Source organism: Catenulispora rubra (genome assembly GCF_015356825.1).
Classification (GTDB): Bacteria; Actinomycetota; Actinomycetes; order Streptomycetales; family Catenulisporaceae; genus Catenulispora; species Catenulispora rubra.
The window spans coordinates 1-17,799 of the sequence record NZ_JAACYW010000131.1; the positions used below are offsets into that span (position 1 = coordinate 1).

16 protein-coding genes are annotated in these 17,799 nt (G+C 69.6%); 7 read left to right on the forward strand and 9 right to left on the reverse strand.

Annotated elements, in window-relative coordinates; all coding sequences use genetic code 11:
• Positions 1 to 269 precede the first annotated feature (269 nt).
• Genes GWK61_RS30070 through GWK61_RS30080 form a run of 3 tightly spaced genes read right to left on the reverse strand, consistent with a single transcriptional unit; the run spans position 270 to position 1,433 of the window.
• Complete coding sequence (locus GWK61_RS30070) at positions 270 to 509, reverse strand: helix-turn-helix domain-containing protein (protein ID WP_194914406.1); 240 nt, start codon at positions 507 to 509, stop codon at positions 270 to 272.
• On the reverse strand, positions 509 to 1,201 hold the full coding sequence (locus GWK61_RS30075) for a DUF2975 domain-containing protein (protein WP_194914410.1): 693 nt from the start codon (positions 1,199 to 1,201) through the stop codon (positions 509 to 511). The genes GWK61_RS30070 and GWK61_RS30075 overlap by 1 nt, the downstream gene beginning before the upstream one ends.
• 34 nt (positions 1,202 to 1,235) lie before the next feature.
• Positions 1,236 to 1,433, reverse strand: a complete 198-nt coding sequence (locus tag GWK61_RS30080) for an NfeD C-terminal domain-containing protein (RefSeq protein WP_194914412.1) — start codon at positions 1,431 to 1,433, stop codon at positions 1,236 to 1,238.
• Positions 1,434 to 1,598: 165 nt separating this feature from the next.
• On the opposite strand from GWK61_RS30080, the gene thiC reads away from it, so the two are divergent.
• From thiC to GWK61_RS30095, 3 genes are all read left to right on the forward strand, one after another.
• Positions 1,599 to 3,368: a phosphomethylpyrimidine synthase ThiC gene (gene thiC / locus GWK61_RS30085; protein WP_194914414.1), complete on the forward strand. Its 1,770-nt coding sequence runs from the start codon at positions 1,599 to 1,601 to the stop codon at positions 3,366 to 3,368.
• Between the two features lie 191 nt (positions 3,369 to 3,559).
• Positions 3,560 to 4,102 carry a DinB family protein gene (locus GWK61_RS30090; protein WP_194914416.1) on the forward strand — a complete coding sequence of 181 codons (543 nt, stop codon included), beginning with the start codon at positions 3,560 to 3,562 and terminating at the stop codon, positions 4,100 to 4,102.
• A 112-nt stretch (positions 4,103 to 4,214) separates the two neighbouring features.
• A complete protein-coding gene (locus GWK61_RS30095) occupies positions 4,215 to 4,796 on the forward strand; it encodes a DUF3558 domain-containing protein (RefSeq protein ID WP_194914418.1) in 582 nt (193 codons plus the stop codon).
• Positions 4,797 to 5,006: 210 nt separating this feature from the next.
• Here GWK61_RS30095 and GWK61_RS30100 read toward each other — a convergent pair whose 3' ends face one another.
• Together GWK61_RS30100 and GWK61_RS30105 are read right to left on the reverse strand one after the other, a co-directional pair.
• Positions 5,007 to 5,852 carry a hypothetical protein gene (locus GWK61_RS30100; protein WP_194914420.1) on the reverse strand — a complete coding sequence of 282 codons (846 nt, stop codon included), beginning with the start codon at positions 5,850 to 5,852 and terminating at the stop codon, positions 5,007 to 5,009.
• A 198-nt stretch (positions 5,853 to 6,050) separates the two neighbouring features.
• On the reverse strand, positions 6,051 to 6,944 hold the full coding sequence (locus GWK61_RS30105; RefSeq protein WP_228563179.1) for a metallophosphoesterase family protein: 894 nt from the start codon (positions 6,942 to 6,944) through the stop codon (positions 6,051 to 6,053).
• 284 nt (positions 6,945 to 7,228) lie between these two features.
• Here GWK61_RS30105 and GWK61_RS30110 point away from each other — a divergent pair, with 284 nt between their 5' ends.
• A complete protein-coding gene (locus GWK61_RS30110; RefSeq protein WP_194914422.1) occupies positions 7,229 to 7,882 on the forward strand; it encodes a nuclease-related domain-containing protein in 654 nt (217 codons plus the stop codon).
• A gap of 100 nt (positions 7,883 to 7,982) precedes the next feature.
• On the opposite strand, the gene GWK61_RS30115 is transcribed toward GWK61_RS30110, so the two are convergent.
• Positions 7,983 to 8,669, reverse strand: coding sequence for a PadR family transcriptional regulator (locus GWK61_RS30115; RefSeq protein ID WP_194914424.1), 687 nt, complete (start codon positions 8,667 to 8,669; stop codon positions 7,983 to 7,985).
• Between the two features lie 135 nt (positions 8,670 to 8,804).
• Between GWK61_RS30115 and GWK61_RS30120 the strand changes: the two genes are divergently transcribed.
• The gene (locus GWK61_RS30120) at positions 8,805 to 9,338 is read left to right on the forward strand and encodes a hypothetical protein (RefSeq protein ID WP_194914426.1); all 534 of its coding nucleotides are present in this window, start codon (positions 8,805 to 8,807) and stop codon (positions 9,336 to 9,338) included.
• 105 nt (positions 9,339 to 9,443) lie between these two features.
• Here GWK61_RS30120 and GWK61_RS30125 read toward each other — a convergent pair whose 3' ends face one another.
• Positions 9,444 to 11,753, reverse strand: a complete 2,310-nt coding sequence (locus tag GWK61_RS30125; RefSeq protein ID WP_228563180.1) for a hypothetical protein — start codon at positions 11,751 to 11,753, stop codon at positions 9,444 to 9,446.
• Positions 11,754 to 11,771: 18 nt separating this feature from the next.
• Entirely contained in the window at positions 11,772 to 12,968 is a 1,197-nt protein-coding gene (locus GWK61_RS30130) for a Tat pathway signal protein (protein ID WP_194914428.1), read from the reverse strand.
• Between the two features lie 433 nt (positions 12,969 to 13,401).
• On the opposite strand from GWK61_RS30130, the gene GWK61_RS30135 reads away from it, so the two are divergent.
• Positions 13,402 to 15,096: a coiled-coil domain-containing protein gene (locus GWK61_RS30135; RefSeq protein ID WP_194914429.1), complete on the forward strand. Its 1,695-nt coding sequence runs from the start codon at positions 13,402 to 13,404 to the stop codon at positions 15,094 to 15,096.
• Between the two features lie 7 nt (positions 15,097 to 15,103).
• On the opposite strand, the gene GWK61_RS30140 is transcribed toward GWK61_RS30135, so the two are convergent.
• Positions 15,104 to 16,288: an ROK family transcriptional regulator gene (locus GWK61_RS30140; RefSeq protein ID WP_194914433.1), complete on the reverse strand. Its 1,185-nt coding sequence runs from the start codon at positions 16,286 to 16,288 to the stop codon at positions 15,104 to 15,106.
• 210 nt (positions 16,289 to 16,498) lie between these two features.
• On the opposite strand from GWK61_RS30140, the gene GWK61_RS30145 reads away from it, so the two are divergent.
• Positions 16,499 to 17,794, forward strand: coding sequence for a sugar ABC transporter substrate-binding protein (locus GWK61_RS30145; protein ID WP_194914443.1), 1,296 nt, complete (start codon positions 16,499 to 16,501; stop codon positions 17,792 to 17,794).
• The last annotated feature ends 5 nt before the right edge of the window (positions 17,795 to 17,799 follow it).

Here is a 17,799-nt window from a genome sequence, read left to right on the forward strand (position 1 = left end):
GAGACGATCAGCGCCTGGTTCGGCTCGGCCACCCGCCACATGGCCCTGAACAGGAATACGAGCACTGCGATGAGGAGTACGACTCCCCCGATGACGTACGGAACGGCACTGGACACCGTTCACATCCTTCCCGTGTGGCCTCCGTACCCTGCGGAGTGCCAAGGGAAGTTCTACTCCCGCCGGAACCGCCGAAGAACGGCCCGGGCGTTTGCATCGCGCTTGCGTTTCTCACGCCGGGCTCACGAGCGGAACATGCATGCCTCACGCATTCATTCGCCCTGCTCCGGCCGGTAGCTGAGCAGGTCCCCGGGCTGGCAACCGAGCTCCCGGCACAAGGCAGTCAGGGTACTGAAACGGATGGCTTTGGCCCGGCCGTTCTTCAGCACCGACAGGTTCACCACGGTGACCCCGACCCGATCGGCGAGCTCGGTCAGGGTCAGACCGCGCGCCTCCAGCAGACGGTCCAGGTGCACGCCGATCGAGTGGGCGTCGGCGTTGTCCGGCGGCATCAGACGACGCCCTCCAGGTCTTCTCGCATCGCGCTGCCGACGCGCATGATCCGGGCCAGGGAGAGCAGGGCGAGCCCGGCGAACAGGAAGGGCCAGACGGGGTCCCACTGAGTCGGCATGGAAGCGTCGGCCATCGTGGCCCACAGTTTGTGCGACGCGTAGACCTCGATGGTCGGGCGCAGGACGGAGTCCGCCACCAGGAACCACCCGAGCAAACGAAGGCGGCTGGCGATGCCCGGGGTGTAGAGACCATGTCGCTGAGCCAGTCGGAGCGCCAGGAAGGTGATCAGTACCACCACGATCGCGGTCACCGTACCGGGCAGGTTCTCCAGCGTGTACCACCAGCGCTGGCCAGCCGATGGCTTGTCGGCGCACAGCCGGAGGCCTGTTGATCCGACACCCACTCCCGAGTGGGGGTGGAGATCGAACGGCCCTCCAGCCGTGTTGGCGCTCATGCCCTGGGTGCTTACGCAGATGTAGGCACTGTGCCCCCAGCCCAGGATGCTGCCGCTGCCGAACAGGGTCAGGATCACACCCCCGGCGAAGCCGATCACCAACAGGCACAGCACCATCCAGTTGAAGGTCGCCAACGGCTCCAGCGGATTCCGAACCTTGGCAGCCTTCTGCTTCGCGACACCTTCCATGACCGTTCCCCCATATCGAAAGTCGATGGTATCGAGAAACGATGCCATCGGTATTCGATAACCGCAAGGCCCTGAGAAACCCCTACAGCAGCTGCTCCACATAGACCGTCCGAGGCGCCTGGTACTCCACCACGACCACCAGCGCGTCCTTCGCGATCTCCGTCCCCGGCGTCATCGCGTACGCGTGGAAGGCCTCGCTGCCGCCGCGGATCTCCACCATCACCTCGCCGACCAGCCCCGGCGCGATGCGCCCCGTCACGCGGCCCTGCTTGCCGATCATCGGTGCTCCCGTTTCGCCTGGCATTGACGCGGATCACGGTACGCGCGCTACGGTGTCCCCTGAAACCACATACACGCGGGAGCTCGGGCGAACCGGGCTGAGAGGACGGCTGGCGCCGTCGACCGCCGAACCTGTCCGGGTAATGCCGACGTAGGGAGCGCCGCCATGACGGCTGTCAATGATGTGTCCACATCGTCCGAATCCTCCGGTTCGTCCGCTTCCAGCAAAACCTACCTGCCCTCCGACGCGCGTGCTGACCTGCGTGTGCCGATGCGCGAGATCGCGCTGACCAACGGCGACTCCGTCGTCCTCTACGACACCTCCGGTCCGTACACCGATCCCGAAGTCCGTACCGACGTCCGCTTCGGCCTGCCGGCGTTGCGCAGCGCGTGGATCGCCGAGCGCGGTGACACCGAGCAGTACGAGGGCCGTACCTGGCAACCGACCGACGACGGGCTGAAGTCCGCCGACCTGCGCAACCTGGACGCGGTGTTCTCCGGCGGGCGCAAGCCGGTGCGTGGGGCCGAGGGCGCCGGCGCCGTCACCCAGCTCGCCTACGCGCGGCGCGGGGTGATCACCGCCGAGATGGAGTACATCGCGGTGCGCGAGGGCGTCAGCGCCGAGTTCGTGCGGGACGAGGTCGCCCGCGGCCGCGCGGTGATCCCGGCCAACGTGAACCACCCCGAGGCCGAGCCGATGATCATCGGCCGGTACTTCCTGACCAAGGTGAACGCCAACATCGGCAACTCCTCGGTGGCCTCCTCGATCGAGGAGGAGGTGGACAAGATGGTGTGGGCCACGCGCTGGGGCGCCGACACCGTCATGGACCTGTCCACCGGCCGCAACATCCACACCACGCGCGAGTGGATCCTGCGCAACAGCCCGGTCCCGATCGGCACCGTGCCGATCTACCAGGCGCTGGAGAAGGTCAACGGTAAGGCCGAGGACCTGTCGTGGGAGGTGTTCCGGGACACCGTGATCGAGCAGTGCGAGCAGGGCGTGGACTACGTGACGATCCACGCCGGCGTGCTGCTGCGCTACGTCCCGCTGACCGCCACCCGCAAGACCGGCATCGTCTCCCGCGGCGGCTCGATCATGGCCGCCTGGTGCCTGGCGCACCACGAGGAGAACTTCCTCTACACCAACTTCAGGGAGCTGACGGAGATCCTGGCGCGCTACGACGTCACGTACTCCCTCGGCGACGGCCTGCGCCCCGGCTCCATCTACGACGCCAACGACGCGGCCCAGTTCGCGGAGCTCACCACGCTCGGTGAGCTGTCGAAGATCGCCCGCGAGCTCGGCGTGCAGGTGATGATCGAGGGCCCGGGCCACGTCCCGATGCACAAGATCAAGGAGAACGTGGAGCTCCAGATGGAGCTGTGCGACGAGGCGCCGTTCTACACCCTCGGCCCGCTCACCACCGACATCGCCCCCGGCTACGACCACATCACCTCCGCGATCGGCGCGGCCATGATCGGCTGGTACGGCACCGCGATGCTCTGCTACGTGACACCCAAGGAGCACCTGGGCCTGCCCAACCGCGACGACGTCAAGCAGGGCCTGATCGCCTACAAGATCGCCGCGCACGCCTCCGACCTGGCCAAGGGCCACGAGGGCGCGCAGCGCTGGGACGACGCGCTGTCCGACGCCCGCTTCGAGTTCCGCTGGGAGGACCAGTTCAACCTGGCCCTGGACCCGGACACGGCCCGCGCCTACCACGACGAGACCCTGCCGGCGGCCCCGGCGAAGACCGCCCACTTCTGCTCGATGTGCGGCCCGCACTTCTGCTCGATGAAGATCACCCAGGACGTCCGCAAGTACGCGGAGGAGCACGGCCTCGGCACCGTCGAGGCGCTGTCGGCCGGCATGGCCGAGAAGTCGGCGCAGTTCGCGGCCTCCGAGCACGAGGGCGTCTACCTGCCGCTCGTGGACTGACCGCGGGGACTGATCGGGGGGCAGATCGCGAGGCGGCGCAAACCCCGCACCGGCCCCAAGGCAAACAGGGCCCGCATATACCGGAGATGATGCGATATATGCGGGCCCTGTGATGTGCCGACGGTGACCAACCATACACGGGTTTCCTCTGAGTGTTGCCAGACCGGTTCGAGGGCCGAGACGCTGTGCGCATGTCTTCAACATCGACTTCGCCTGCCGTGTGGACCGCACCGTCCTTCGAGCGGCAGGAAAACGTCCCCTCCGACACCGAGCGCGACAGCCTTGAACGCTTCCTGGACTGGCACCGGGAGAGCCTGCTCTGGAAGTGCGGCGGGCTCACCGGGGAACAGCTGACCTCGCAGCCGCTGGCCACCACGGACCTGACGCTCCTGGGTCTGGTCCGGCACATGGCGCTGGTGGAGCGCTGGTGGTTCCGGATCCGGTTCCTGGGCCGGAAGGAGCTGGAGGAGATCTTCACGACCAAGGAAGACCCCGACGGCGACTTCCACAACGGCACCGCGGACAGCGCCGAGGCCGATTTCACGGTGTTCCACGAGGAGGTCGAGCTCGCCCGGCAGGCGTGTGTGGGGCACAGTCTCGACGAGACGTTCGAGAAGCGTGAGGAGACGCTGTCACTGCGCTGGGTCTACCTGCACATGATCGAGGAGTACGCGCGCCACCTCGGCCACGCCGATCTGCTGCGCGAGGCGATCGACGGTGCCACCGGGGAGTGAGCGCCGGCCCCGGCGTGCCGTGATGTGGGCGATGGTGCGGGTAATAGTGCGGGCGACGGCGCAGGTCCCGGCCCCGGCGTGGGCCCGAGGAGCCGCGGCTACCCTAGTCCCCATGCCAAGCCCCAGGCCCGCGATCCGCACCAGGTCCACCGTCCTCGCCACCGCGGCGCTCGCGCTGACCGTGTCCGTGACGCTGTCCGCGTGCGGCGGGAACTCCACCCCGCCGCCGCTGGCGCCGGTCGCGACGAACTCGACGGGGCCCACCGGCGCCGCGTCGGGCAGCGCCCAGGGCTTCGTGGTGCCCGGCGTGCCGGACCCGTGCGCGCTGATCTCGGCGGACCAGGTGATCTCGATCGGGCACCTGCCGGACGGCTCGAAGTCCGGGGCCATAGCGTCCAACAGCGGCGGCCGCAGCTGCGCCTATAACGCCGGCCACCCGGACATGGTGACCATCTCGCTCACCGGGGTCACCAAGTCCGGCTTCGACGCCTTCCGCGCGACCATCCCGGCCGGCACCGTGAGCTCGATCTCGGGCCTCGGCGAGGAGGCCTACCGCAGCAGCCAGACGCCGGGTGTGATCGACGTGTACAAGCACGGCTTCGACCTGAACATCGCCGTCATCCACGCCGACACCTACGCCAGCGCCTCGGACGACGCCAAGGCGCTGGCGCAGGCGGCGGTCGGGAAGCTCTGAGGCCGGACCTGAGGGGGCAGACGCCTGGCCCGAGCGCGAGCGGAGTGCGGCCCGGGTCGGCGGCGACCAGCCGACCCTGAGCCCGGCGGCGGCCAACCTCTCCGCAGCTCCATCGTGTCGCCCGGCGAGCGCGCGATCCGAGCTCGGCCTGAACGCGGCCGGAGCCCGGAGCCCAGAGCCGGGAGCTGTAGCGCCGGAGCGCCGAACCGCCTAGGCCTTCTTCGAAGGCTTCGGCGAGGCCGGAGCCGCAGGCGCCGCAGGCACGGCCGGAGCGCCCTTCTCCGGCACCGGCGGCAGCCCCACGAGCGTGTTCTGGTACGCCACGACCTGCTGCCAGGCCCGGGCCTGCGCGTTGGCCGAGGCCAGGTTCGGCGGCAGCCACAGGTCCTTGACCGTCGCGGCGGAGTAGCCCAGGGCCTTGAGATCGGCCTCGGTCGGCATCCACATCGCCGCGCCCGGCGCCGCGCTGCCGCCGGGGACCTCGCGGAGCTGGCCGTCCAGGGCCGCGTGGAACTTCGCGGCGTCCACGCCGGAGTCGGTGTAGAACTTGGCCTCGGCGGCCTGCTGCTGGGCGGTGGCCCCGCCGGTCTCGCTCAGGTCCGGGACGTAGCCCAGCCAGGTGCCCGAGCCGGTGCCGCGGCGGGTGGCGGCGGCCGGGAACCAGTAGTCCGCGCACGGGCCCGCGCACGCGCCGTCGATCAGCAGGTTGAGCTTGCGGTCGTGGATGGTGCGGCCGATCGCCAGGCCCGAGGCCAGGTCGCCGCCGGTCACCGTGGCGCGCACGGTGTCCGCGCCGGAGCCCAGCGCCGTGGCGAACTGCGTGGCGCTGTCCGGGGTCACCGTGCCGACCAGTTGGAGCGTGCCGCCGCTGCGGGTCCAGTGTCCGGCGGCGTGGCCCTGGGTCACGACGTCGGCGGCCGGCAGCGCGCCGATCTTGTAGGGATCCGGCTTCGAGGTCGCGGAGGAGCAGCCGGCCAGCAACGCGGCGGCGGCGACAGCCGTCAGGCTGAGGCCCGCGCACGCCGGGACCCCGCGGGATGTCAGGAATCTGCGCATACCGCCCATATTGGCGCCGTGTGCGGTCCGGGCCGGGGAGACTCGCCGCCGCCGGGCGCACAGGTCACCGTGCCGGGGTGGGCTCCGCGGCGGGAAGATTCCGAAGTGGCCGCGCCGTCGCAGACCCTCTCGCGTTCGACCGCGGCCGGTCCCGCGCGCGCCCTGCGGCGGAGGTGTACCTCAGCCTTGCGGCGGACCTCAGCCCTGCGGCCGCGGCGGTATCGACGGCAGCGGGCTGATCAGGCACGGCCCCCCGAGGAACGTCCCGGTGTCCATGTTCACCGCGCGCCCCTCGGCGTAGATCATCGGGCCGGTGATGTCCTCGGCCGGGATGTCGAACACCAGCGGGATCGGCGAGTGCCCGTGCACGATCTGCGAGCCGCCGAACTCGGCCAGGAACTCCAGTGCGTTGGTCCCGTCGTCGGCGAACGCGAACCGGGCGGTCACCAGGTGCGTGAGCCGGTCCCAGGACTCCAGGTCCGTGTACTCCCGCAGGACCGCCTGCACCGTGGCGTTCACGGTGGCGATGTCGCCGCCGAGCTCGCGGTAGGTCACCGTGTCGGAGTGGATCAGCAGGTGGTCGTCGACCAGCGCCATCGCCGGCAGCGACTCCAGCCACCGCGCGTGCTCCTCGGTCAGCGCCCGCAGGTCCTTGGGCTGGCCGCCGTTGCCGAGCCACCGCTCCTGGAACTTGTCCGCGCCGGGTCCGGTCAGCCGGTAGGACGCCAGCAGCATGACCTCGTGGTTGCCCAGCAGGCAGTCGACGCGGCCGCCGTGCTCCGGGGCCTGCTTCTGCAGCCGCATCACGGTGTCGATGACGCCGATGCCGTCCGGGCCGCGGTCGAACAGGTCGCCGAGGAACCACAGCCACGCCGAGCCGGCGGCCCACTCGCCGTCGGCGTCGGTGATGCCGCTGCGGAACAACGAGGCCTGCAACTGCTCCGCACAGCCGTGCACGTCGCCCGTGACATAGACCGGCCCGGCGGGCACGGGTCCGTTGATCCCGACCATTGCGTCGAGCGTCAAGTCCATGGTGTCGTCGATCTCCAGGGTCATGGCCATGGGATCGACTTCGGGCGGCGGCGGCGTCATGCAGGCCAGGCTAACGACAATGTGGCTTGTAGGTACACATCGGCGGTGGCGTGGGTTCGCCAAGCCGGCGCCGTAAGTGAATACCTCTGCGCCGGGCATGCACATCGGAGTACGGTCGGTGACGAGGAGGGTGGTCTTCAGTGGCGTTCAGAGAATTGAAGCCGGAGAGGGCCGCGGCGGGTAGCAGTCTGCGGGCGGTACACACCAGCGTCCAGTCGGCTTGGGCCGCTCAACGCCGGAAACGCATCAAGGACTCCCTGTGGTGGGCCCTTCCTGTCACTGTCGTGAGCGGCGTCGTCGCGTCCGCGATGACCCGCCACGGGTATTTCGGCGTGGGTTTCGCCGCGCTGGTGGCGCTGGTGCTGGCGGACCTGGCCTACACCAAGCCCGCGGACGTGAGCCTGGCCGGCCGCCGGGCCTCCGGCGAGGCCGCCACCGCGCGGGCGATCAAACCTTTGAGGTTCCAGGGCTTCACCGCCCTGCACGACCGCAGGCTGGCCTCCGGCACGGTCCCCGGCATCCCGCCGGTGGACATCGAGCACCTGCTGATCGGCCCGGCGGGGGTCTTCCTGCTGGACTCGAAGAACTGGGCCTCCGGCCCCAAGCCGCAGATGATCGGCGACAAGCTCTTCGTCGGCATGGACAACCGCGAGACCACGCTCAAGCGGCTGGACCTGGAGGCGCAGAACCTCACCTCGGCGCTGGGCCGGAACCTGCCGAGCGGGGTGAAGGTCGAGCCGGTCCTGGTGGTGCACGCCAAGGACCTGCGACCGACCCCGCGCTTCCTCGACGGCGTCACCATCCTGCTGCCCGAGCAGTTCCCGTCGGTCTTCGGCCAGATGCGCCAGGTGATGACCGCGTCGCAGGCCTCGAAGCTGGCCGAGACGCTGGACCGGGTGCTGCCGGCGCGGTCGGGGGACCGGCCGATCCGGAAGTGACTCGGTACTGACTCGGTACTGACCCGGTACTGACCCGGTACTGACCCGGACATGACCTGATCCCCCGTCGCGACCCGTCGCGACCCGGCGGGGTCGCACATCAGCCGGCCGCGGTCTCGGTGTCCGTCCCGGTGTCTGTCTGGGTGTGTGCCTCGGTGTGTGCCTCAGTGTCCGTCTCGTCGAACGGCCGCAGCTCCTCCAGGCTCCACGTCAGCTCGCCGTTCTCCAGCTCCGTCACGACGCCCTCGATCCACCGCAGCTCGGCCTCGGTGACCGCGACCAGGTACTCGTCGTCCAGCAGCGTCACCTTCGGCAGACCGTACTGCCGGGAGTCGGCCACGCCCTGCTTCGCCGCGGCCAGTGATCTCGCCACGGTGTCGCGCCGTTCGCGCAGCGCGGCCAGCACCGCGTCCGGCTCCAGCATCATCAGGAACGACAGCGCGGCCGGGAACTCGGGGTACTCCGGACGCGGCACGCGCACGATGTCGTCGATCCACGCCTGCGCCGCCTCGCGGCCGGCGTCGGTGAGCTCGTAGACGGTCCGCTCCGGGTACTGCTGGTCGCGCTCGGTCTCGCGCACCGCGATCAGTCCGGCCGCCGTGAGCCGCTCCATCGTCTTGTACAGGCTCGCGCGCTGCCCGACGTTGACGACGTTCTCCTTGCCCCATTCCTTGAGCAGCCGCTGCACGCCGTACGGGTGCAGGGGCTTGTAGCCGAGCAGGGCGAGGACGGCGAGCGCCAGCGGGGAGCGGCGCGTCGCGGCGGGCGAGGGGTTCTGGGCTGCCATGCGGTCATCATAGCCGCCGAGAGACTAGTTTCAAGGACTCTAGTTGACAAAGAACTAGTGTCAGTGCAACTATCTAGACGTCAGCACGAACCACCCCGGTCCCTCACCGAGGGCAGATCCCGAGGAGTACCCGACATGACCAGCACGATCTCCACCACCGCCACCACCCGCACCGTCGCCGAGGCGGCCGCCGAGCCGGTCCGCCTGCACGTCGACCACACCGCGGTCAAGCGCCTGGGCAACTGGACCAGCGCCGAGCGCTTCGAGGTCCACGCCCGCCGCGGCTCGGTCGTGCTCGACCTGCGCTCCCCGCAGCTGCCGGCCGGCGAGCTGGTCGTCGACCTCGACCTGGACCGCGCCGTGGTGAAGCTGCTGTTGCCCGACGACGCGGTCGTCGACCAGCGGGACATCGTCTGGAACGGCAGCGGCAAGGTGAAGGACGCCGTCGGACAGCACAACGAGCGCAACGGCGTCATCCCCGCCGAGGGCGTTCGCCGGATCCGGCTGACTGGCCGGATCCACAGTGGCGAGGTGCGCGTGGCGCGCGGCGGCGTGGCGATGCTCGCCGCGATGTTCAGCCGCGAGTACGTCGAGGACGTCAAGCAGGCGCGGCGCGAGGGCGCCTGGCCGACCGTCGACGACCCGACCCGCGCTCCCAAGGCCGCCTGATCGCCTGATCGCAGCTGCCTGCCGAACCCCGGCATAGAAGCGGCGCGCCTCCCGAGTCCTCGGGAGACGCGCCGCGTCGGCGTTCACCGGGCACCGGGCACCGGGCTATCGGACGACGATCCCGATGGACCCCAGGCACTGGGCGGTGTTGTTGTTCGCCGCCGCGGACGACCCGAAGAAGCCCGTCACCTCCTGGCTCTGTGGGCTGGGAGCACGCAGGTCGAAGGTCTGCGCGCCCGAGACCGACGCCCCGCTGCCGAAGACCGCGCTGACCGCGCCGCTGCGCTGGTGGAACTGGATCTTGCTGATGTACCGGCCGCCGTACCACGTCCCCCACTCGCCGGAGATCCCGACCAGCGGGTCCGTCTCGCTGAAGGTGAGCGTGGTCTTCGGCGCGCTGCCCACCGGCACCCCGTTGCCGCCACGGAGCGGGTCGACGGTCCCGTCGCCGTGCGTGGCGTGGATGCCGTCGACGATCTCGCCGTGGTAGACGTCGAGGCTCGCGATGCGCCGGGTCGAGGCCGTGTCGTCGAACGGGCTTCCCTGGGCGCCGGCCGGTCCGAGCCGGATCGCCGGGGCCGCCGGGTCGTTGCTCTCGGTGCGGGCGTGCGGGCCGGCGTACTTCCACAGCGGCTCCCAGTAGACCTTGAGCAGTTCGCCCACGGCCTCCGGGCCCTCGATGAGGTAGTTGAACTCCGACAGCGAGCCCGGGTACAGGTTGTCCGACCCGACGACGTACGCCTCGTCGTCGATGATCGTCAGCTTGGCGTGGTTGCCGGGGGCGGACGGGACCTTGTTGTAGATGTAGCCGCTCGCGTTGAGGACGGACGTCGCGGCGCTGCCGATCACCCCCTGCTTCGGGGGCTGCTCGCTCAGCGGCGGCTGCTTGAGGGTGGCCGTGTATCCGGCCTTGGGAAGGTCGGGCCATTTGTAGGTGTCGCCCTCGACATTGCTCGTCGAAGGGACGGCGTCGGTGTAATAGAGAGGTGCCACCGACAGTCGGCTCAGCGCCTCGGCGCGTGCGCCGCCCGGGTCGGGGAGCACGGCGTCGGTCTGGACGTCGTGCGTCATGTAGTACTTGATCAGGTCGAAGGTGCGGACCGCTCCGGACCCGAACGAGTACTGGTCGCCCTCCGCGCCGGCGCCGGCGTCCAGGGGAGAGACGACGACCTGGACCGTCAGTCCCTTGGTGGCCATCAGCGCCTGGATCAGCCACTGGCAGACCACGTGGTCCGACCAGTTCTTCTTCCAGGCACTGATGAGGTCCATCTGCGACATCTTGATCGAGTGCTTCGCCCCCGATATCAGCTGCTGCTTCATCAGCTCGGACCCGTTCTGGAAGTCCGTGCCGCTGCGCCAGTACTTGCCGACCGCCAGCATCCCGGTGGCCGGCTTGTACTCGGTGAGCGCGTCGTACTCGGAGTACATGACCCGGAGCGGGAAGGGGCTCACGGTGAGCTCCGGGACCGTCGCCAGGTCCTGGCCGCGGATGTCACCGGGCGCCGGGCCGGACGGCGGCACGATCGGCGGGGCGGGCTTGGGGTCGCCGTCGTGCAGCTTGACGATCGCCGCCTGGTGGGTGCTGACGTACTGGACGGCCGCCGGTGCGGTGAGCGGGTTGGCCGGCCGCGACGTGTTGGGGTCGCGGTTGTTCCAGGTCAGCTTGGCCGGGTCCAGCTGCTCGGAGCTCAGCAGGTCGTTGCCGACCGCCCACAGCTGGTCCAGGTAGCTCTGGGCGCCGGCCGCGCCGGGCCCGTGCACGACGACCGACATGTCGTGGACCGGCGGATAGCTCCGGAACAGGTCCATGTTCAGGTTGTGGCCGCCGGCCAGCGCGGTGGTCCCGTCGACGACCACGATCTTGGAGTGGTTCCAGGTCATCTTGGTGTCGTCGCTGGAGAACATGCTGTCGTTGCCGAAGACCTTCAGCTGCAGCGCGTCCAGGAAGCCCTCCCGCAGCCGGTAGAACCGGCCCAGCCAGATGTCGGGCAGCTTCTCCCAGGCCGAGCCCCGGTCCCGCACCAGGCGGATCAGGGCCTGCTTGAAGAGCGTGTAGTTCGTCGGCTCGCCGACCGGCACCATCGGCGTCTGGCCGAACAGGAACCGGAACTGCGTCGGGGCGGTCCGGCCCGACTTCGCGCTCAGCGCGGTGTCCATCGCGCCGATGATGATGCCGGCCCAGTCCGGGTCCGGGCAGTTCAGCGACGAGATGTCGCAGCGGTGGAACGACTTCTGGACGCACTCCTCCAGCGCCCGCTCGAAGTCGGCCTGCCGTGCCCAGGCCTGGTCCATGATGGCCGGGCCGAACGGCATCCCCCACACCCGCGGGGTGTCCAGGAGCCGGATGTAGTTGCGTCCAGAACGAGCGCTGAAGAAGCCCTGGACCTTCTGTTGCACACTGTCGATCTCAGTCATGACGTCCCTCGCTCTCGTCTACAGGAAGTTCCATCGGACCCAGCCGCCGTCCTTGCCGGCGGCCGCTGTCACCGGGTACGGCTGCCGGTACGGCGGATCGCCGACCACGTCTTCGAGGTAGTACGTGTTCCACGGGACGCTTCCGGAGATCGAGGACACCCGGCGCACGTACGGACGCAGCGGCTTCACGCTGTCCCGCAACGGCCCGCCGGCCATGTTGTCGAGCTGCGCGTGGTCCAGGTGGATCTCCTGGCGCAGCTGCAGTGCGCTCTGGCCGACCGCGGACTTGGCGGTGAAGACCGTGCCCCACTGCGTGAGGTAGCCCCGGGCCAGCTTGTAGACCAGCTGCCCGACCCGCGCCACGCTGGCGCTGACGTTGGCCGCGTCGTACTGCCCGTCGGCGGTCGCGTTGCCCGCGACCGTCCCGTGCCGGCCGCGGCACGCGAACAGCGTGTAGTCGCTGGGCTGGGTCGCGCCGCTCTTGGGCGGAGCCAGCGGATCAGTGAGCTGATAGTTGTCCGCCAGGTTCATCCAGTCGCCGCCCAGGGACAGGGTCTGGGTGCTGCCGGCCATCCGGGCGTTGGGCCGGGGCACCAGGCCGTTGAACCCGGTGTCCAGGTGGTCCCACGCGGTGACGCCGACGTAGGAGACCACGTTCGGCGGGAGCTGGGTGAGGATTCCGTACCACGTGCCCGGCCCCGGGACGGGGTCGATGGCGATGACGCGGATCGGGATGTTCTTCACCGCCGGCGAGCCGTACGCCTGGATGAACCAGGCGGCCATGATGCACTCCACGGCACCGCGGCTGTGCCCGATGAAGTTGTACGCCTGCGCGCCGCTGGCGGCTGCGAGGTTCGCGCCGTGCAACGCGAGGGCGGCCGCCTCCCAGCCGGTGAGCTGCGAGGTGGTCGATCGCCGGTCACCGCCGGAGTACTTCTGCGCTTCGCTGAGCAGATCCTTGGGAACCGTGAGCGGGCCGCTCAGGACCAGCGGCTCGCTGGTGTTCCCCGGCTGGCTCCAGTCGTTCTGACCCACCCCGCGCACCGTCACGCTGGGCCGGGTGGCGTGCAGATCGCCGGAGATCTCCTTGTGGACGCGGACCGGGATGTAGCCCGTCTCCGGGCTGTAGATCCGCATGTCGCTGTCACTGCGTGTGGCCTCACCCTCGTCACGGGTGCACGCCGTACCGCAGAAAGACACGGTGAAAACGGTCATTCGCCTCGCCCTCTCCTTCCCTGAGCTGGGCTTTCTCGCTGACTGCGAAGGGAGCGTATCTCCGCGTGCCGCACCATCACAGACATCCGGACATGATCTACTCGAAGGTCTCCGAATACTGACATAAGGGTGTTCAGTCGTCGACTACGAAGCCTGATAAGCCCGGACGCCCCTGTCCTGCGCGGACTCCTCGTTCGCGGCCGGAAACGGGAGAAGGAAACATGCAATTCACGCAGGTGCCTCAGATGCGGGGTTTCTTCGTATATCGGGACCGGTGTCCGCTGAGTTGGATGGGTGGGCCGTACGCCGACCGCCGGTGGCGGGGCGAATACGGGCTCTGTTCGTCTCTTGATTCCGGTCTCGGCTACCGCGGATGAGGGACGCCCCCTACGCTTGCCGCGTGAAAAACGGAATCCGGGACCAGGGGGGCGGCATGAGTTGGAACCACGTGCAGTCCTGGGCGGACAAACATCCGGTGCCGTCGATGGTCCTGGGCGGTGTGGCGGCCGCGCTCGTGTTCGGCCTGGTGGGGCTGCTGGTCTGGAAGCTCCACGGCAAGGACCGGTCGGTCAAGGTCCGCGGGCTGGTCGCCCTCGGAACCCTGATGGCGACCATGGTCCAGGCCTCCGGCATGTGGCACTTCTTCGGCGACGTCATGCACATGTCGCTGGCCTACAAGATCCTCATGTTCCCGTTCCTGGAGATCCTGATCCTGGCGTTCGGCCTCAAGGCGCTGGAGAAGGCCGAGGAAGCCGGCAACTGGCTCATCTACGCCGTGATGCTGTGGATCCTCGCGCTCTCCTCCGGCGGCATGTCGGCCAGCGACTCGTCGGGATTCCGCGAGGGCCTGTTCCGGCTCCTGGTCGCGTCGGTCATCGCCGTGCTGTGGACGCTGGACCTGCTGGACCTGTGGCTCAAGGCCCGCAAGCGGAAGGCCGAGGAGGAGGGCAAGCCGCTGGAGAAGGTCCGGTGGCGCTTCACTCCCCGCGAGCTGGGCATCCGGCTGGGCCTGGCCTCGGCGGACGGCTCGACGCTGTCCGACCTGGACGCCAACCGGCACTTCGAGCGCTACCTCCGGGTCTCGGACAAGCTGAGGATCCTCAAGGAGCACAACGCCCGGGACGGGGCCATCCAGCGGATCGCGGCCCGCGAGGCCAAGGCGAAGGCCAAACTCCAGCGTCACGCACGTCTGCACGCCGATCCCAGTGCCCTGATGAGCGCCCTCGGCACCCAGGCGGTCGCCGACGCCCAGGCCCGGCTCGGCATCGACGAGGCGCAGACCGAGCTCCGGCAGGCCCAGGACCAGGCGGACGAGCACGCGGCCGAGGTCGGGCGGCTCGCCGGACTGCTGGCCCAGGAAGGGGAGGCGTCGCAGGCGGCGGCGGAGGAGGCGGCCGCGAAGCTCGAAGAGCTCTCCCGGACGTTGAAGGCCGATCAGGCCGCCGTGACCTCGGCGGCCCAGAAGGAGCGGGCCGACCTCACCAAGCAGGTGGCCAAGCTGCGCGACGAGCTGGAGACGGTCCGAGCGCGGACGGTCGAGACCGACATCGCCCTCGAGAAGTCCGAACGGTCCCGCCGCGAGCTGTCGGCCAACATGGAGATCGAACGGCGCGAGCGGACAAGCGCCGAGCAGCTGTGGAACGACGAGAAAACTGCGGCCAAGCGCCGAATAGCCGACCTGGAACGGGATCTCAACGAACTGCGTTCCCGGACTCCGGCCGCGATCCCGGCCCAGCGACCGGCTCCCGTCGCGGTCGTGACGCAGGAACTGCCCGTGCCGGTCGAGCCGGTCGAGCCGGTCGTGCCAGTCGTGCCGGTCGTGCCGGTCGTGCCGGTCGAGCTGGCTGAACCGGATGAGCCGGCTGAACCCGCCGCGCACCCCACCCCTCCGGCAGGCGCCGCGAACGGCTCCGCCCGCCCGAGCGCCAAGCAGGCCTTCTACAACGCCGCCGACCACCTGACCGATCAGGGCGCGAACCACGACCACCCGCTGCTCAGCGACCACGGCCCGACCCGCAACGACGCGGTCCGCGAACTCGCCGACTCCCTCGGTTTCAAGGAGCTGACCGTCCGCAAGTACGCGAAGTCCTACCGCGACGAGCGGATCTCGGCGCGGGCGCGGAGGTAGGCGAACCTCAACGGGCGTCCCGCACGTCGAGGCCGGCGAACGTCGCCACCGTCGGCGGCGGGAACCCGGCCGCGGCGATCACCGCCACCTCCAGGAACTCGTCGATGGCGTCCAGCGCGAGCCGGACGGCGCCGAGGCTGACCGACTGGTTGCCGAGAGTGGAGACGCCGACCGTCGGGATGCGCGAGTACGTGAACTCGGCGATATACCGCTGTAACGGGATCAGGAGGGTGTCCCCGGCGCGGACGTTGCCGCCCCCGATGACCACCATCTGCGGATCGACGGCCAGCGCCAGCGCCGCGATCCCGAAGGCCAGGCCCTGGCTGAACGCGTCGACCGCGGCCAGTGCCTCCTCGTCGCCCCGGCTCGCCAGCGCGAACACCTCCTTGCGGGAACCGGCGCGGCCCCCGGCCAGCAGGGCCTCCAGCCGGGCCGGCGCGTCCTCCCACCCGATCTGGGCCAGGGCCCCGATCTCGCCGGCGCCGCCGCTGTGCCCCCGGTGCAGCCGGCCGGCCAGCACGAGCCCGGCGCTCGTCCGGTTCCCGGAGTGCACGAACACCAGGTCGTCCACATCCTGTGCGACACCGCGCCAGTGCTCTGCGACAGCGGCCAGATTGCAGTCGTTCTCCACCAGGACCGGGCGTCCCAGCAGGGTTCTGAGATGCCCTGCCAGGTCCGGCTCCGGGCTGCCCGCCGGGTCCGCGACCTGCTCGACGCGCCCCTGCCGCACGACGCCGGGCACGCCGACCGCCGCGACCCACACGTCCGTCAAAGACCGGTCGGCGTTCTCAAGGGCCTGACATATGACCGCCAGCACCGCGTCGAGGCGCGAGCGGGTCGACGCCGCCTTGGACACGGTGTGATGTGCCGATCCCAGCGGCTCGCCCCGCAGATCCGCGACGGTCGCCACGATGTTGTGCGGCCCGACGTCCACGCCGAGCAGGACGCCGGCCTCGGCCCGCAACCGGTAGTGCCGCGCCGGCCGCCCCGCGCCCGGGTGCCCGCCCTGCCCGTCCTCGACCAGCCAGCCGAGGTCCACGAGATCCAGCACCACCGCCTCCGCGGCCGTCCGGGACAGCCCGGTGGCGGCGGCGAACCCGGCGATGGTCTTCGGTGCCTCGCGCGCGCTGCGCAGCGTCGCCAGCAGATTGATCCGCCGCAGCAGTGATCGGTCGCCGCCGTTCGTGGTCACGGGCGGCCTCCTTCGGAATCGGGGGGAGAGTTGCCCTGTCGTACCCTTGACGCCCTGTCGGCAGAATATTAACTTAAAGTTAGTTATTTAAAGCCCGTACATCGACTCGGCCGTGAGGTGGCGTCGGAGGGCGTGCTGGCGCCGTGGACAGCCACACTCCAAGATCGGATGCGCAATCCAGGACGTCCTTTCGAACTGAGGTGAGCAGTAATGCACGGACGGATCCGCCGACGTATACCCCTGACCGGCGTCGCCGTCGCGGCGGTCGCGGCGCTCGGCGTCAGCGCGTGCGGGACGAAGGAGACCGGCCAGAAGAAAGACGCCCATCCCACGATCACCTACTGGTCCTCGTGGCTCTCCAGCGAGCCGCAGGCGCAGATCTTCTCCCAGGCCATCGCGGACTACGAGAAGGCTACGGGGATCACCGTCGATGTGAAGTGGCTGGGACGGGACTATCCGAACCAGCTGAAGAACGCCGGCGCGGTCGGCAAGGCGCCGGACGTCTACGACGACGCCTCCGACCACATCGGCGACTTCCGTTCCCACCACCTGGTCGCCGATCTGTCCGGGGTGCTGGCCCTGCCGGTCCCGGACGAGGGCGGCAAGGTCGGCGACGTCATGCCGTCCCAGGCCCTGAAGGCCTCCTCGGACGCCACAGGCCTGGCGCTGCTCCCCTACACGGTCATCTCCAGCGGGATCTGGTTCGACGCCGCCACCCACCCGGACTGGGCCGCCAACCCGCCGGCGAGCTTCGACGATCTGCTGACCGCGGCCGAGAAGCTGAAGACCGCCGGGCACGCGCCGTTCGCCCAGGACGGCACGATCAACGGCTACAACGCGTACTGGATCTACTGGCTCCTGATGCGGCACGGCGGGCCTGGCACCATGGCCGCGCTGGGCAGGAGCCCGGCCGGCTGGGACGACCCGGCGGTGCTCGCCGCCGCCCGGGACGTCGAGCGGCTGGTGAAGGCCGGCCTGTTCGAGCGCGACTACATGGCGACGAAGTACCCGGCCGCGCAGAACCAGTGGGCCTCGCGCACCGAGGACATGAACATCAACGGCACCTGGCTGAACAGCGAGACCGCCAAGTATCAGACCTCTGGGTTCCAGGCCCAGATGTTCCTGTTCCCGTCGGTGCCCGGCGGGAAGGACTCCGTGGAGGTCGGCACGCTCGGCTGGAGCCTCAACCCCAAGTCGCCGAATCTGAGCACCGCCGAGTCCTTCCTGGCCTTCATGGCGCAGAAGAAGTACATGAGCCAGATCTCCACCAAGGCGCTGAACATCCCCGCACGGTCCGACGTGCCGGCGCCGGCGATGCTGCTCGCCGCGCAGAAGGCCATCGACGGCGCGACGGCCTCCCAGCCGACCGACGACGGGGCGTCGAGCCTGTACTCGGGGTGGTGGAACGACGTCTTCCTGCCGCTGGACGACCAGCTCTTCTCCGGCAAGATCAGCGCCCAGCAGTTCGTCAGCACGGGCAAGTCGCAGACCGCCTCCTATCACTGAAGCCG

Coding starts and splice junctions, on each gene's coding strand:
- GWK61_RS30070 (WP_194914406.1), bottom strand. CDS start 509: ATGCCGCCGGACAACGCCGACGCCCACTCGATCGGCGTGCACCTGGAC.
- GWK61_RS30075 (WP_194914410.1), bottom strand. CDS start 1,201: ATGGCATCGTTTCTCGATACCATCGACTTTCGATATGGGGGAACGGTC.
- GWK61_RS30080 (WP_194914412.1), bottom strand. CDS start 1,433: ATGATCGGCAAGCAGGGCCGCGTGACGGGGCGCATCGCGCCGGGGCTG.
- thiC (WP_194914414.1), top strand. CDS start 1,599: ATGACGGCTGTCAATGATGTGTCCACATCGTCCGAATCCTCCGGTTCG.
- GWK61_RS30090 (WP_194914416.1), top strand. CDS start 3,560: ATGTCTTCAACATCGACTTCGCCTGCCGTGTGGACCGCACCGTCCTTC.
- GWK61_RS30095 (WP_194914418.1), top strand. CDS start 4,215: ATGCCAAGCCCCAGGCCCGCGATCCGCACCAGGTCCACCGTCCTCGCC.
- GWK61_RS30100 (WP_194914420.1), bottom strand. CDS start 5,852: ATGCGCAGATTCCTGACATCCCGCGGGGTCCCGGCGTGCGCGGGCCTC.
- GWK61_RS30105 (WP_228563179.1), bottom strand. CDS start 6,944: ATGACGCCGCCGCCGCCCGAAGTCGATCCCATGGCCATGACCCTGGAG.
- GWK61_RS30115 (WP_194914424.1), bottom strand. CDS start 8,669: ATGGCAGCCCAGAACCCCTCGCCCGCCGCGACGCGCCGCTCCCCGCTG.
- GWK61_RS30120 (WP_194914426.1), top strand. CDS start 8,805: ATGACCAGCACGATCTCCACCACCGCCACCACCCGCACCGTCGCCGAG.
- GWK61_RS30125 (WP_228563180.1), bottom strand. CDS start 11,753: ATGACTGAGATCGACAGTGTGCAACAGAAGGTCCAGGGCTTCTTCAGC.
- GWK61_RS30130 (WP_194914428.1), bottom strand. CDS start 12,968: ATGACCGTTTTCACCGTGTCTTTCTGCGGTACGGCGTGCACCCGTGAC.
- GWK61_RS30135 (WP_194914429.1), top strand. CDS start 13,402: ATGAGTTGGAACCACGTGCAGTCCTGGGCGGACAAACATCCGGTGCCG.
- GWK61_RS30145 (WP_194914443.1), top strand. CDS start 16,499: ATGCACGGACGGATCCGCCGACGTATACCCCTGACCGGCGTCGCCGTC.